At 69.4% G+C, this 14,432-nt stretch carries 12 protein-coding genes; all 12 read right to left on the reverse strand.

Annotation, left to right across the window (positions count from 1 at the left end):
* Positions 1-4 precede the first annotated feature (4 nt).
* Complete coding sequence (locus RT456_RS01435) at positions 5-3,169, reverse strand: putative baseplate assembly protein (RefSeq protein WP_313341514.1); 3,165 nt, start codon at positions 3,167-3,169, stop codon at positions 5-7.
* A complete protein-coding gene (locus RT456_RS01440; RefSeq protein ID WP_313341517.1) occupies positions 3,166-5,667 on the reverse strand; it encodes a putative baseplate assembly protein in 2,502 nt (833 codons plus the stop codon). Before RT456_RS01440 ends, RT456_RS01435 begins: the two co-directional genes overlap by 4 nt.
* Positions 5,668-5,689: 22 nt before the next feature.
* On the reverse strand, positions 5,690-6,052 hold the full coding sequence (locus RT456_RS01445; RefSeq protein WP_313341519.1) for a GPW/gp25 family protein: 363 nt from the start codon (positions 6,050-6,052) through the stop codon (positions 5,690-5,692).
* A 17-nt stretch (positions 6,053-6,069) separates the two neighbouring features.
* Positions 6,070-6,432 (reverse strand): hypothetical protein, encoded by a 363-nt coding sequence (locus RT456_RS01450; RefSeq protein ID WP_313341521.1) that lies wholly within the window; start codon positions 6,430-6,432, stop codon positions 6,070-6,072.
* Between the two features lie 11 nt (positions 6,433-6,443).
* Positions 6,444-6,983, reverse strand: a complete 540-nt coding sequence (locus RT456_RS01455) for a phage baseplate assembly protein V (protein WP_313341522.1) — start codon at positions 6,981-6,983, stop codon at positions 6,444-6,446.
* Entirely contained in the window at positions 6,980-8,107 is a 1,128-nt protein-coding gene (locus RT456_RS01460) for a hypothetical protein (protein WP_313341524.1), read from the reverse strand. Before RT456_RS01460 ends, RT456_RS01455 begins: the two co-directional genes overlap by 4 nt.
* Positions 8,108-8,110: 3 nt before the next feature.
* A complete protein-coding gene (locus RT456_RS01465; RefSeq protein ID WP_313341526.1) occupies positions 8,111-8,434 on the reverse strand; it encodes a LysM domain-containing protein in 324 nt (107 codons plus the stop codon).
* Between the two features lie 10 nt (positions 8,435-8,444).
* Entirely contained in the window at positions 8,445-9,098 is a 654-nt protein-coding gene (locus tag RT456_RS01470) for a hypothetical protein (RefSeq protein ID WP_313341529.1), read from the reverse strand.
* Positions 9,099-9,104: 6 nt separating this feature from the next.
* Positions 9,105-9,533, reverse strand: coding sequence for a hypothetical protein (locus tag RT456_RS01475; protein ID WP_313341532.1), 429 nt, complete (start codon positions 9,531-9,533; stop codon positions 9,105-9,107).
* 29 nt (positions 9,534-9,562) lie between these two features.
* Positions 9,563-13,981, reverse strand: coding sequence for a DUF4157 domain-containing protein (locus tag RT456_RS01480; protein ID WP_313341534.1), 4,419 nt, complete (start codon positions 13,979-13,981; stop codon positions 9,563-9,565).
* Positions 13,978-14,226, reverse strand: coding sequence for a hypothetical protein (locus RT456_RS01485; RefSeq protein ID WP_313341537.1), 249 nt, complete (start codon positions 14,224-14,226; stop codon positions 13,978-13,980). The genes RT456_RS01480 and RT456_RS01485 overlap by 4 nt, the downstream gene beginning before the upstream one ends.
* On the reverse strand, positions 14,223-14,432 hold a 210-nt coding region (locus tag RT456_RS01490; RefSeq protein WP_313341540.1), incomplete at its 5' end, for a hypothetical protein. The genes RT456_RS01490 and RT456_RS01485, both read right to left, overlap by 4 nt.

A 14,432-nucleotide genomic window follows, 5' to 3' on the forward strand; every position in this document is an offset into this window, starting at 1 on the left:
GCGCTCACGAGTCGGGGTTGAGGATCAGGGTGTCGGCGACCGACGGCATGAAGCAGGCGATCTGCGCGGGCCGGGCCACGCCTTGTTCAATGCGGCCCGGGCGTGCCTCCACGCGCGGCGGTGGCCGTTGCAGCGTGGCGCCGGCGGATAGCGACTTGCCGGCGCTGTCCCCGTGCAGGATCCGCTCCACCTGCGCGGTGATCTGCACCTGGCTCACCAACCGTGGCTGCCCGCTCTGCGGATCGATCTCGGTATCGGTGATGCCGCCGAAGCTCTCCACGTCCACGAAGTCGATCCCGGCGACCGATTGCATCGCCGCGATCACCTCGCACAGCAGGGCGGGCTGCGCCAGCGCCCGCGCATCAAAACCGAAGCGTGCCAGCAGCCGCGCACGAACCGCCGTGGTCACCGGTTCCCAGCGGTAGCCCGGCAACAGCCGCAACCGCGCCTGCAGCACCAACGCGATGCGCTCGCGCCAGACCAGCCGCACCGGCAGCCCGGGATCACCCAGCGTGCGCAGCGCCTGGGCCAGGTTGCGGTACAGGTCCGAATCGATATCGATCGGCATGTCCTCGACGCCGGCGTAGCTGACCTGCACGACGTCGCCCGCCAGATCGGAAAGCCGCCGCGCCTCTGCCTTGGCAATGCCGGCAAACATGCGGGTGAAGTCGGCGTAGTCCGGGACCGAAACCAGGCGGTCGAGCGCGATGATCGAGCGCGGCGCGTTCTCGCGGATCAGCGCGTCGGTCTCGCGGTCGGCGCCGCCGGAGGCGCGCAGGGGATTGACCACGTCCTTGAGGCCGAGCGGGCGGGTGACCATCAGCGCGACCTGGCCGGGGCGCACATTGCCGCCCTTGCCGATGCCGTTGCGGTACTCGGCGCGCAGGTTCTCGACGCCGCTGGGCGGACGCAGGCCGTGCTCGCCGTCGCCGAACACCACGGCGGTGCCGCCGTCGCCATCGGTGGTGGTGACAAACGCGCGGTCGTCCGGACCGAGCAGTGCCAGGCTCGGCGCTTCAGGCCAGGCCACATCGTTGACGTAGACCTTCAGCGTGCTGGTGGCACCCAGCGCGGTGGGCGCCGGGCGCCAGGTCAGCGGTGGCTGGCGCAGCTCGAAGCGCTGCAATGGGCGCCGCGCATCGCTGCTGCCCAGCACTTCGCGCCGGGTCTCGCCGTGGCTGGCGGCGACCACGTTGCCACGGACGACCACGCTGGCGCGGTAGTAGCGGTAGGCCAGCGGCGTGGCCAACTGCAGGGTGGTGTGCGGACGGTCGCCCGGCAGGTCCGGGTCCTGGCCGTGGCGCAGCCCGGCGACCATCATCAGCTCGGCCGCGTTCACCCCGCGCACGCCGGCCAGGTCGCTGCGCTCGCCCTCCACCACCACCCAGCGACCGGACGCCAGCTGCTCGTGCAGCAGCGCCAGTTCCAGGGTGTCGCCGAAGACCTCGTCCAGGATCGGCGCGTCGGCCAGCTGCAGCACGCGCCGCTGCGGATACAGCCAGGTGCCGCGCAGTTCGGTGATGAGCGCGCGCGACTCCTTGCCGCCCTCGACCTCCCGCCACTCGGTCGGGCCATCGCCATCGCCGAAGTCGACCCGCAGGGTGTCGCCAGACAGACCGTAGGCGCTGCGCGGACCGTTGCGCGTGCGTGACACGCGCAGCACGTCCAGCCGCGGCGGATCGTCGAAGTCCTCGCCGGCGCGCGAGACCAGGATCAGCGCACCGGACGCCAACAGCGGATCGGCGCTGGGAAGGAAGGCATTGCTCGCGGTTTCGTCGGCGGCGTAGCGCCAATCGGGCCAGCTCTGCAGGGATGGCAGTCCATGGTCATCCGACGCCGGCACCGGATGCGCCGAGGTGGCACCGAACAAGGCCTGGCCGGCGCCAAGCAGGTACACCGCCTGCAGGGCGGACGGCTTGGCGCCGGCATTGGAGCCGCGCCAGGCGTCGTAGTAGGCGTCCTTCAAGCGCGGCGCGAAGCCGGTGATCAGCTGCGGCTGCAGGTCGGCGCCGGGCGCAAAAGCGTCGCCAAGGTCGCGGCGCAGGCGCAGGCGGTTGGCCGCCTGGACCTGGGGCGGCATCAGCAAGGCCGCGACCGCATCATCCGGCGTGGACACGACGGCTCCGTTGGCCGGCACGTCCAGTGCCTTCAACGCATCACCAAAACCGGTGATCGCATCGCGCGCTTTGCCTTGCACGCCGGTCAGCAACTGCTCCGCCCATTCGACCAGCGGCCACGCCTCAACGCCCAGGTACAGGCCATCACGCAGCCGGGTGGCGTTGCGCAGGCCGCGCACGTCGCCTTGGTCGTTGTCCTGCAGGCGTTGCAATTCCCGCACCAGCTGCTGGAGCAGCGGCAGGGCCTGCGGCACCCGCGCGCCCAGCGGCTGCAGCTGCAGCGTGGTGCGCTGGGCCTCGAAATCGGTCACCACCGCCAGCACGCGGCGCGCCTGGTAGCGCATCGCGCCCTCGGCGAACTCAAACAGCAGCAGGTCACCGGCCTGTGCCTGGCTGTCCACGCCGGCCACGTACAGCAGGTTCAAGGCGGGCAGGGCGTCGGCGTCGATCCACTGCGGGCGCTGGCGGCGGATGCCCAGGTCGTTCCACTCGCGACGCGCCTGCAGCGGCTCGTCGGTCTCGAACATCTGCGGCAGCTCGTCCGGGCCGGGAATCGACTGCGCACGCGTGCCGAGAGGCACGTCCACCGCCTCCGCCTGCTGCGTATCAACGTTGTAGGACAGGTGCACGCTGGCCGACACGCCGGCGCGCGGCTGGTAGCCCACCAGGCGGGCAAGCTCCACCAGCGAGCGGCGCTGCACCGCCGTGCGCAGGTAGCCCTCGTTGGCGATGCGCTCCTGGTAGAACGTCAGCACGTCGCCAACACAGGCCCAGGCATCGAGCAAGGCCAGCGCTGGATCGGCAGGATCGCGGGTCGTCAGCGCCTGCAAGGGTCGATGGCTCACCATCGTCTGGCCGTCGTCGCCCGGCGCGATCACCTCCATGCCGGGCAGGCGCGCCTTCATGCTGGCCAGGAAACGGCCATGGGTGCCGACGCGGCAGGGCAGCGCCGGCAGCGCCGGGCGTGGCGAGATCTCCATCGGCGTCATCGTGGCAACGCCGCTGCAGCAGCCACAGTCCGCGCCACCGCAGTGGCAATCGTGCGTGCTCATCGTCCACCCCCCACACTGATCGACAGCCGTCCGTGTCCGGGCTGGGCGGCGTCGCCGTCCAGTCGTGCGATTTCATTGCGCCGCAACGCCAGCAGGCCGTCGTCGAGCTCGCGGTTCGGCGGCTCGTACATGCGCTGCAGCCGGGTGACCTGCGCACATTCGACCCCGGGCACCGACATTGCCTCGGCCACCAGCGCGCTGACGCGCACGCCCTGTCCGAACTGCAGGCGGTCGGGATGGAAGTAGCCGGGCCGGCCATCGCGGCGGCAGCCGGCGCTGAAGTGATCGAGCAGCGCGGCCTTGATGGCGCCGCGCTCGTGGCCGGGCAGCGCGCATACCTGCAGTTCCAGGTCCAGCGGCACGTAGATCGCCGTTTCCACATGCAGGTCGTGGCCCATGCGGCGCACGCGTTCCAGCGCGGCCTGCACCTGGCCCATCACCGTTGCCGATGCCGGCACCTGGCCGATCGGATCGAGCGCCACGTCTGCCTCGTACCAGCTGCCGGTCCACACCAGTTCGGCGGCGGCACGCTGCAGGCGCGGGTCGCGCTCGGCAATGTGCGCGTAGTCGTCGGCGACGATGGCGCGCTGCAGGTCGGTGCGGAACGCCGACGGCGCCAGCAGGCGGGCCTGCGCCAGCGATTCCGGATCGCTGCCACCCCGCGCCGGCAGCGGGTTGCCCAGGCGCAGGTCGATGCCGCTCAAGTGCTGGCCGCGCACGTACAGACGGTTGATGCTGCCGGCGCCCACGTTGCCGGCGCTGCCGTTGCCGGCCCGATAGCGTGCCTGCATCTGCAGGCCGGCGCGCGGGCGCTGGCCCAGGCGGCCGTCACCGAATCGCAGCCGGGCGCGGCCGTCATTGTCGATCTCGGCCACCACATGGCGGTCGTCGCCGTGGCTGGCGAGGAGGTCGAACACCGGTGTCCAGCGGGCGTCGTCGCTGTCGCTGACGTCCAGTGCCGGAAACGCATCGCGTGGATCGCCACCGGTGCTCGCGCTGGCGGCCTCGCTTGACGCAGGCGCGGCATGGCGGTGGGTCAGCGGTGACGCTGCCAGGCGCCAGCTGACGCGCGCGGCGCTGACCTCGACATCGGCCGGCCGGCCTTCGCAGAGGCAGTCGGGTGTGACCTCGCTTTCCGGTACGGTGCCCAGCGCTTCCGGGCCGGTGCTGCGGCCATGATCGACCAGCACCACGTTGGCGAAGACCATCGATACATCGCGCAGGCGCGCGCAGTTCGGCGCGGGCCCCAGCACGGACAGGCACAGCGGGAACGGCAGCGCGTCGTCGGCATGCCATTCAACCTGCAGCAGCGGTGTCGGTCGTGGGTCGTCCGGACCCGCGGGGAACAGGCTGTCTTCCGCAGGCGTGAGCTTCACCACGCGCACCGGCCACACCCGGTGCGGATCGGCGTCGGACGCCAGCCCGCTGCGCGCGCCGAGCACTTCGCGCAGGATCAACACGTCGCCCACACGCAGGTCGAGCACGCGCGCCGCGCCCTCGGCACCGGCCCACGCGTCGCGCAGCATCGCCGTGGTGGCGCCACGGTGCAGGCAGCAGTCGTCGCGGCCCCAGTCGTAGAAGCCGATGCGACTGTGCGCGGCGCGCAGGCGCAGGCGTGCACCTGCATCGGCGACCGGCTCGAACACCGCCAGGGACGGATCGACCAGGCCCGCCATCCGCTCGTCATCCAGCACCGTCGGCAACGGCGCGTCACTGGCAATACCGCTGAGGAAGGCGAGCCCGGCGGCGTCCAGCTCCAGGTCGCTGTCGGTTTCCAGCGCCACCCAGGCACGTGCGTTGCAACCCTCGTGCAGGCGATAGTCCACCAGCCGCGCATGCCGGCGTACCGAAATGCGCTGGCGCGCGGTGCCCAGGTAGGCCTCGGTCGCCACCGCATCCTGGGTGTAGCTGAGGTAGTCGCCGACGTAGGCCAGCAGCTCGGTCAGGGTGACGCCCAGGTCGGGCACGCCGCGCGGCTGCCACGCCGGCGAGATCAGCGCCAGGCGGTCTTCGATCAGGCGCTTGAAACTGGCGTAGTCCTTCACCAGGTAGGGCAGGGAAGGCTCGGCCGGTGCCGGTTCGACACAGGCCGCCGCACTGGCGCAGTCGAGATCGGCGGGGCAGCCGACCTTGAACGAGAACGCCACGCTGGCATACATCGGATCGAGCCCGGCCACATCCTCCAGGTACAGGTGATAGGTGCCGTGGTCGCCACGCTTGTCCAGGCGCACGATCAGCCAGTCGTCGCGATCGGGACCGTCGCCGATGTGCGGATCGACATCGAGGATGGTGAGAGGCCGTCCAACGCGCCCGCCTTCCAGGCGCAGGTGGCGCGGCAGGTCGGGGCCGTCCTCGCGCAGTTCCGGCGGCAGCTTGCCGAGGAAGGTCACATGGAGCGACCGCTGGTCGTCGGAGACCTCGACGAAGTCCAGCCCAACCCGTCCCTGGAAGGCACGGACGGCCTGGCGGCGCGGATCAGTGAGGCAGGAAAGGCTCATGGCATGGCTCCTGGTCGCAGCGCTACAAGTCGTGTTCAAAATCGGCGACGGCTTCTTCGCCGGTGCGCAGCACGCGATATTCCACATGTACCCGCAGCGCGGCATCGTCGGCCGTGACCTGCAGGGCGCGCAGCTCGACCACCTCCTGCAACCAGCGCTGCAACGCGGCCTGCAGGGTGAACTGCACGGTCGCCGCCAGTTCCGGACTGTTGCCGGCGAACACCAGCTGCAGCAGGCCGCTGCCGAAGTCCGGACGGTTGACGCGCTCGCCGGCCTGGGTGAACACCAGCTGCTCGATCAGGTCGCGCACGTAGCCGTCGAGGCCGACCTCGGCGCTGCGGCCACGGCCATCGACGTGGAAGGGGAAGTCGAGATAGGCGCTCATCTGCATGCTCCTGGCGGTCACATCGCGCTGACGCGCGACTGCATCGCGCCGACGATCGGCGCGCCCTGCGGGATCTGTTCGGCGCTCTGGCAGATGCCCGGTCCGGGGCCTGGTGCCGGCACCAGCATCACCGGCAGCCCCATCACCTTGACCCGCGTGCTCGGCATCGACCAGCGCACCGTCACGCACGGCTGTGGCTTGCTCGGCGGCACCGTGAAAGGACAGCCGGGCAACACCGCAATGGTGGGCGGGCCGGGCGGGATCACCGCCACCGGTTGCCCGCTGACCAGGACGCGGGCCTGGCCGGGCACGATCGTCGCCTGGCCGCCGGCGTGCTGGCAGGTCATGGCGGCGTTGGCGTGGAGCAGGAAACCAGGCATGGCGGCATTCCTCAGGTGATGGTCATCGCGACTTTGTTGAAGGTGATTGCCGGGCCGACGAGATAGATCGAGGCACCCTTGCCGTTGTCGATGTAGATGCCGCTGTCGTTGACCACGAGCATCGCGCCGGTGGTGCTCTTGAGCACGATGCCGCCGGTGAGCGGTGTCGGTGGCATGTCGCTGACCATCACCATGTTCTGCAGCAGCGTCTGGATGACGATATTGGGATCGGCCGGGTTGCCGAGCTTGGCCATCGCCGGCGCATCGCTGGGCAGGTCGAAGCGGCAGCCCAGCCACACCGGCTTGTTGGCGTTGCCCTGTTCGAACATCACCCACACCCCGGCACCCGGCGGCGGCACCGCGTAGATGCCCATGCCCGGGCCCGGCGGGCCGGACAGCGGCGCGCACGGTTCGGCCCAGGTGGTGGGCACGAACGAGGCGACGTCGGCAATGGACAGCAGCAGGCGGCCGCGGAAGTAGGGGTCCGCGTTGGTGGTGACGGTGCCGCGGTAGAGGCCGGGGAACTGTCCGTTGCGATGCGATTGGCTCATACCGGTACCTTTGGGGTCATCGAGATCAGGCCATCGCGGCTGAGCTGGAAGCTCTGCTTGTATTCGCCGCGCTTGAGTTTGTGGGTGACGCTGTCCACGTAGTACAGGCCGTCGTAGGCCACGCTGGCGCCGCGCACGCCCACCAGCATCCGCGAGCGCAGCACGCGGCCATAGCGAAGCACGTCGAGCGAGCCGGTCGCGGTAACGGCGTTGGTCGAGCCTTTGAGCAGCCGGCCAAGTACTTTCTTGGCGGTGGACATCGTGTCGTCGCCGCCGGCGTCACGGAACAGCGCCAGGCGCAGCGGCGCAAGCGGACGCGCACCGAGCGGCGGCTGGAAGATGCTCACCGCCGGAATCGGCAACGGGATCGGAACACGGCCGGTGGCCGGATCGTAGACGGTGACCAGCATGTTCTCCTTGGCCAGGCCGTCCAGCGAGAAGCTCAGCGACTCGACATTGGTGTGCGCATCCATGTTCCCGTTGAGCGCCGGCTGCGGCACCGGGATGCGGATGTCCGGGCCCAGGTAGGCGATGCTCTGTCCGGGCAGCGGGCCGGGTTCAACGTAGAAGACGAACCCGTTGTCTTCGGCAATGCGCCGCAGGTGGGTCAGGTCGGTGCCGTTCTGCGACTCGATGCGTTCGGTCATGATCGGCTGCGTTGGAATGAAGCCGGGGATCACGATCGGCGTCACGCCAAGGAACGCGTACTTGGCCAGCACCGCGTAGGCCTGCACCGTGTCGGACATGTTGGGGTAGGGCAGTGCCAGTTCGATCAGGTCCATTGCCGCACTGAGGTCGTCGCCGGTCACCGTCAGCGTGGACTGGCCGGGGTCATTGCTCGGCGCCAGGTCCTGGCGCGTCACCATGCCGTCCATCAGCACGTGCGGCATGCCGCCCAGCGTGACCATCACGATGACCCGCGTCAGCAGCGGATCGAAGTAGCCGGCCGGCAGCAGCGTGGTCAGCAGGCTGGACTGCTTGCCCACCGCGAAGGTCAGCTGGAAGCCAGCGCGGTCGCGGCCACTGGTCACTTCCACGCTCTGCAACGCCTCGACCACGGCGCGCGGCGCCGGCACCGGCACGGCCGGTCCGATCATCAGCGTGAGGTGGACGCCCTGCAGCATGGCTCACTCCCGCGCCGGCGGCGGCACGCCGTCGGGCAGGGTGATGCGCACGCGCTCGCCGATCTCGTCGGTGAGTTCATCCGGGTGCATCACGTTGTTGGCATCGCATAGCCGCCAGAACGCTTCCGGATCGCCCAGCTCGCGCGCGGCGATGTGGTCGGGCCGCTCGCCTTCGACCACCGCATGCTCGCGCAGCACGGTGAAGCCGTCCAGTGCCGGCAGGAAGCGCCGCTGCAGGTAGGGCACGACCGTGCCGTCGGGCAGGGTCAGCGTGGTGATCGGCACGGTGTGGTAGCGGCTGGTCGGGGGGAAGTCGTAGTTGGCCATGACGGAGTCCTCAATGAATTCCGGAAATGCCGAGCGCGCGGAAGTCGCCCTGGACCGCCTGCGCAGCCAGGCGCTCGCGTGCCTGCAGGTAGCCCATGAACAGGCCACCGCCGCGGCTGTCGAAGCCGAGGTCGTCGACGTTGAGCACGCGCAGGCCGAGCGTGACCTTGGCGCGGATCGGATTGAGCTGGGTGTCGAAGGCCTCTTCGGTGATGCTCAGCTCGGTCACCCGCACCGGCACGATGCGCTGCGGCCCAAACACGAACACCGCCAGCGGCGCCATCGCCGGCGCGATCTCCAGTGAACCGGTGGAGGCCACGGCATCGGCGCTGCGCAACGCGGCGCTGGTGGGCTGCACCAGGGCTTCCAGCGCGGCCAGCTGCGGATGCAGGCCCAGCACCACGTTCGGGCCGCGCCCGGTTTCCAGCGCATCGGTGGCATCGATCTCGGCTTCCAGCTTGATGGTCTCCACCGCCGGCCCCTTCAGGCGCAGCGCCTCGCTGCGGTCGCCCTGGTCGGCGCCGACCCCGCGCACCTGCAGGGTGCGGGTGAGGGTGTCGGGGTTGTACTGCAGCGCGACGATGCGCAGCACGTTGCCGGACAGCGGATCCAGCAGGGCCAGGCCACCCTTGACCAGTTTCGGCGTGCGCGTATAGCCGCTCATGTCATCTCACTCGTAGCTCTCGGCCACGCCGCGCAGGTAGCCGGGGTGGCGGCGTTCCAGACAGGCGGTGGCCATGCTCAGGGGGCATTCCTCCTCGCCGTCCTGCATGCGCACGATGGGCAGCCGGTAGTAGAGGTTGTCCGGATCGTCCAGCTCTATGTCCCATGAGGCGTCGTCCAGCGCGAGCACCATCACCAGCCCGATGTGGCGGGCAACCGCGTCGAGCACCGCGCGGTGTTCCAGGGACAGGGCCTCGTCCGGGTTGGCGAAGCGGGCGAGCAGGAAGGCTTCGATCTGGTCGAGTGACGCCATATCGCGGCCAGGGTCGTTTGGCATCAGTGCGTAGAGCTCGTCGCGCACTTCGAATTCGCTGGCGAGCCAGAACTGGAAGTCCTCGCGGGAATGGAATCTGAAGGCGTGGAAGTCGTCGGTCATGTCGGTGGGCTCCGGAAGAGGGTGAGGGTTCATCGCCTGGGCAGGTTGCGGCTGACGAAGGTGCTGCTGCCCTTGCCATCGAACGTACGCCGCTCGACGAGGATGCCATTGTCCAGCAGCAGTTTGAGCAGCGGCCCGCTGGGCTCGGTGTCGATCAACATCCACTTGATCTTCCAGCCACGCTTGACCAGCTTGGCGTCGCGCATGGCTTCCCAGACGATCTCTTGGGTTGCATAGATGATGCCCGTCTCGTAGGCCTTCACCTCGATGCCGATCTTGTTCTTGACGTCGACGATGTCGAGCCGGCGCGTTTCGTCCTTGCCGGTATCGACGGGCTCTTCCTTCGTGCCAAAGCCGAGGCGCTCGTGCTCGGCGGCAACGATCTTGTTGGCCTTGTTGGCCTTGTGGACGTTGGACTCGTAGACTCTCGACCAGCTTTCGTAGGGCAGGTCACCGCTGACCAGTTCGTACATCGCGTGGCGGATCTTCTTGTGCCCGGCACTGCCCACGTCCTGAGCGCGCAGCTTGACCTCGAGCGCGGCGTACTGGACCTGCTTTGCCTTGGACAGGCCCTTCGCTGCGACGAAACCTTCGCCATCGCCGGCGAAGTCGGTGCCCAGGTCGAGCGTGCGCAGGTGCTGGTCGAGCTGCACCTGCAGGCTCTCCAGCTCGGCCATGGCCCGGCTGGCCGCTTCCGGGCCGAGCGTGCGCATGAACTCCATCTGCTGCCTGATGGCATTGGGCAGCTTCTGGACTTCGAGCATGGCCTCGTAGGAGGCGCGGTGTTCCGGCTTGACCGCGTCGATGCCGATCAGCCGCACGATATCGGCGATGGCCAGCCTCACCCGACCCGAGAAGCCCTGGTACTTCTGCATCGCGCGTACCGTGTCGGCGTGCATGCCAACCGTTTCAGGACGCGCGTCGGGGCCGCAGCGGATGCGGATGTCGGTGATCTGCCCGGTCTTCTCGTTGATGTCGTAGTCGATGCGGACGTCGTTGCCTTCGAGCGTGTCGTCGATGCGGGCAAGCTCGCGCAGGTCCGGCGGCAGCTCGCGCACCATCTCCTCGAGCGTAGCGCGGCGTTCGGCGGCCGGTTGGGTGCCGGGTTCGGCGGACTCGGGTGTTGCCGTCAGCTCCTTCTCGGCGTCCCTGCGGCGCGCTTCATCGTCGGCCGCGTTCGATTTCTCCTTGATCGGCGCCGCCTCGCCCAGCTGCGGTTCGCCCGGCATCCGCTCGAGCGGGCTCTTGGACGTCGGCTCAGCCGGCGTGGTGGCGTGCTCTGCCGGCAGCGTTTCCTTTGCGCCTGCGCCCTTGGTGGCGGGCTTCGCCGGGCCTTGCGCATCGCTGGCCGCCTTCGCCTCCATCACGTTGCCGGCAATGAACAAGCCGTTGTTCTGTACTGCCGAGCCGATGGCCTGGGCACGCGCGCGGCGTGCGGCGGCATGGGTCATCGCGCCGCTGTTCTCCTGCGCGGCAATGTCCACCATCTGGTCCAGGAAGCTGAGGTTGCCCCAGACCAGGCCGCCGTAGTTCAGGGCTTCGTTGGCGATTTCCACGCCCTTGGCCAGGCGCTCGGCGGCCTTGAGTGCATCGGTGGCGGCGGTGACCTGGGCCTGGGTGAACTTTCCGTCCTGGACGATCGCGAACACCTTCTCGAAGCGCTGTACGCGCAGGGTGGCCACGGTCTGCCCCAGCGCGCCGACACCCCCGAGCACACCCAGCACATCACTGACCGTCTGCGCATCGAGGTTCAGGCGACCAGCCTTCCAGCGCTGGATGAGCCGCGCCGCTGCCACGCCGGCACCGATCACCGCGCCTGCGGTGCCCGCCGAGGCGACGAACAGGCCCACCGCAGCCAGCGTCATCACCAGGTCGTCCAGGCGCTTTTCCGCCAGTGCCCAGTTGGCCGGGGCACTTTCGATGTACATGGTCTCCGGCGCCCCGACCTCCAGCCCGAGGTTGCCGGTGCGCACGCCGATCCTGCCTCGGCCATACGCGGCATGGCCGCCGAACCTGGTCAGGGCCGAGCGCAACGCTTCGGCCGGCGTGCCGCCCATGCCCACATATGCATCGCCATCGCGGTTGGTCACGTCGCTGACCAGCCAGCGGAAGCGGTCGCCGCTCTTGGCCATCGGCCCGGCCGACAGGAGCAAGGGGTACTGCTCGCCGGTGACTTCGGACATCAACGTCGCATTGAGCCGGCGCATCGGCTGGAGGTCGGTGGCACCTTCTGTGCGCTCGGCTTCGTGACGCTCGTGACGCTTGATCTGTCCCTGCACCAGTTCCAGGTCGCGCTCGCGGCCGTAATCGGACAGGCTTGGCGCTTCCTTGCGGAAGTCGTCCAGCGCCTTCTTCTTTTCGGCCTCGCTCTTGCGCAGCACAGCCAGTGCCGAGCCTTCGTAGCGCAGCGCTGCCTGCTCCAGGAGCGCGCGCAGGTACCTGGCCTTGGCCACTTCACCGGCGGCATCGGCCTCATTGATCTCCCCCCGCAGCTTGTCCAGCTGTTCGCCCGGCTCATCCAGCGCCTCGTCGACGGCTCTCTTCATCGGCGTCACTTCGGTGATCCTGGCCGCGACCGAGGGCGGGCGGATGATCTGCTTGCCCTCGCTGTCTTCGTTGATCGCCGGGGTGGTGATGGTGCGCACCAGGTAGATCCCCTTTTTGGTGAGGGGGATCTCCTGCTGCGTACGCGGGCCGGCGAACAGCTCGGCCACCCAGCTCAATGCCGCGCCGATGGCCGTGGTCAGCAGCGAAACGGGGGCCAGCTCCAGCGCCAGCCGGTTGGCGGCGGCATTGGACAGGCGTTCGCCCACGGTGTCGCCCTGCGGCATGACCGTGCCGCGCGCGGCACGCCGGTTGTCTTTCCACCAGTCGTTGAACGCGCGGTTGAATTCGTGGCTGGCCCCGCCCATGCCGGTGACATCCTTGCCCGCACCCTTGGTGGCATGGGTGAGCGCCTCGAGCTTCTCCTCGTAGCTGGGGCCGCTTTCGTCGACCTTTTCGCCCTTGATCCGCGCAATGTCCTTCTTGCCCTGCTGTTCGGCGTACTGGGTGACGTCGAAGCATTCCCAGCGGTAATGGATGGTTTCGCCGATCTGCGAGATCGCCTGCGAGGCCATGTTCCAGTTGCCGTTGGCGCCCCAGTCGATCGTCGCCGAGTAGGTGGGGTTGGCATCGACCGGCACCAGTTTCGGCCCGGTCATGCTCACCGGCCATGGCGGCGCGTTCGGTGGCTGGCCGTCGCCACGGCCTTCGACCGGGCTGGCGTAGAGCCCGGCACCGCCCGTGCCTTCCTTGCTGCCGCCGCCACTGTTCGCGTAGGTGGGGACGAAATAGATCACCAGCGGGTTCGGCGTGGCATTGACCCGCTGCCGGAACGACCCCGCGTCCTGCAGGATCGCGGTGAGGTCCATGATCGGCAACGTCTTGGGCGCGGGCGTGCCGGCGGGCGCGTTCTTTGCCTCCTCGTCGGCCTGCTTCTTTTCGTCGGCGGTGAGGTCGCGCGAGACCACGGGGCTGGCACTGGACTCGATGTCGATGCTCTTGCCCGCGCGGTCCACCGTCACCGCGCGCATCGCGTTGCCGTAGTGCACGTAGATGCCGGGCGTGAACTTCAGGCCCTTGATGGCCTTGAACGGCAGCTTGCCGCCTACCGGCTTGCCGCTGTCGTCGTACACCTTCAGGAATTTCGGGTGCAGGCCGACGAACACCATCTTGCGCAGCGCTTCGCCGCGGAAATTCAGCTTGTTGGCGCCCATGTAGGCGGCTGCGGCGTCCATGCCGGTGTTGTGGATCTGCAGCCGGGTCCAGTCCGGGTCGTCCTTCTTCTTGTCGGCATCCGGGGCCTTCGGTGGCGTGGACTTGCCGGCCTCCGGCTTGCGCCGCAACACGGGGGCAGCGCCACGGTCCTGCGCCACATGGGCCAGTTCGTGCGCGATCAGGCGTCGGCCTTGCGGCTCGCGCGGCGCGTAGCGGCCAGGACCGAAGGCGACGTGCCCGCCCACGCTGAAAGCCTGCGCGCCCAGCTCGCGCGCCGACTGCGCCGCGACCGTATCGTGATGCACGCGGACGTGCCCGAGCGAGGCGCCGGTCTGCGCCTCCATGTCGTCGCGCAGTGCGGGGTCCAAGGGCTGGCCAGGGCTGTCCAGCGTGCGCGCCAACGAGACCGGCGGGGCGACGCGCGAGGCCCTTGACGCCGGTGCGGCCGCGCCCGGCAGTGACGGCGCGGCGCGGCCGGCCGCATAGGCATCGGCGAAGCGGTCGGCCTCGCGCTCGCGTGGGTCGTCGTGATCGCCGAGGGCGATGGACCCGGCGTCATGGGCGGCGGACGTGCAGGCGGCACAGCTGGCTTCGCCCATCGTGTGGGTGCCGCAGGCGCAGCGCGATGCCACGCCCGAGCTGGGCGCCGGCGCCAGGCAGCTGTCACGCTGGCGCAGCGTTTCGCTCATGGCCGCAGGCAGCCGAGCAGCGATGTGGCGACGGCGCGCGCGCCATCATCGGCCATCGTGGCGCGGCCGAGCGCGACCGGTGCGGCCGCGAGGCGTTCCTGCGTGACCGGCCGCGGCGACAGCGGCTGCTGCGCGAGCAGGGCGCCAAGCTGCGCCTCCAGTGCCGCCTGGAACTGCTGGCGCTGCCCGGCACCGAGCGCGATGCCGTGCAGGACGACGCGGTCGATGTGCAGGCGCGCGCTCATGCCGTGGCCCTTGCCGCCGACGGCGGGGCGCCGGCACGGAAATCCGCCTCGTCCACCGGCCGGCCCAGTTTGCGCAGTTCCGCGCGCACCGCCGCCAGCATCCGCGGCATGTCCACTGCATCGTCGTCGGCCGCCGCGGCGAAGGCCGCATTGAGCGCGATGGAATGGATGTTGCCGCCGCTGAGGTTGAAGCGCGCCAGTCGCTC

The sequence above is a fragment of the Stenotrophomonas sp. genome (assembly GCF_032099025.1).
In the GTDB taxonomy this organism is placed as follows: domain Bacteria; phylum Pseudomonadota; class Gammaproteobacteria; order Xanthomonadales; family Xanthomonadaceae; genus Stenotrophomonas.

Bases quoted from the DNA above. Each gene is read 5' to 3' on its own strand.
- RT456_RS01435 (WP_313341514.1), bottom strand. From the start codon at position 3,169: ATGAGCACGCACGATTGCCACTGCGGTGGCGCGGACTGTGGCTGCTGC.
- RT456_RS01440 (WP_313341517.1), bottom strand. From the start codon at position 5,667: ATGAGCCTTTCCTGCCTCACTGATCCGCGCCGCCAGGCCGTCCGTGCC.
- RT456_RS01445 (WP_313341519.1), bottom strand. From the start codon at position 6,052: ATGAGCGCCTATCTCGACTTCCCCTTCCACGTCGATGGCCGTGGCCGC.
- RT456_RS01450 (WP_313341521.1), bottom strand. From the start codon at position 6,432: ATGCCTGGTTTCCTGCTCCACGCCAACGCCGCCATGACCTGCCAGCAC.
- RT456_RS01455 (WP_313341522.1), bottom strand. From the start codon at position 6,983: ATGAGCCAATCGCATCGCAACGGACAGTTCCCCGGCCTCTACCGCGGC.
- RT456_RS01460 (WP_313341524.1), bottom strand. From the start codon at position 8,107: ATGCTGCAGGGCGTCCACCTCACGCTGATGATCGGACCGGCCGTGCCG.
- RT456_RS01465 (WP_313341526.1), bottom strand. From the start codon at position 8,434: ATGGCCAACTACGACTTCCCCCCGACCAGCCGCTACCACACCGTGCCG.
- RT456_RS01470 (WP_313341529.1), bottom strand. From the start codon at position 9,098: ATGAGCGGCTATACGCGCACGCCGAAACTGGTCAAGGGTGGCCTGGCC.
- RT456_RS01475 (WP_313341532.1), bottom strand. From the start codon at position 9,533: ATGACCGACGACTTCCACGCCTTCAGATTCCATTCCCGCGAGGACTTC.
- RT456_RS01480 (WP_313341534.1), bottom strand. From the start codon at position 13,981: ATGAGCGAAACGCTGCGCCAGCGTGACAGCTGCCTGGCGCCGGCGCCC.
- RT456_RS01485 (WP_313341537.1), bottom strand. From the start codon at position 14,226: ATGAGCGCGCGCCTGCACATCGACCGCGTCGTCCTGCACGGCATCGCG.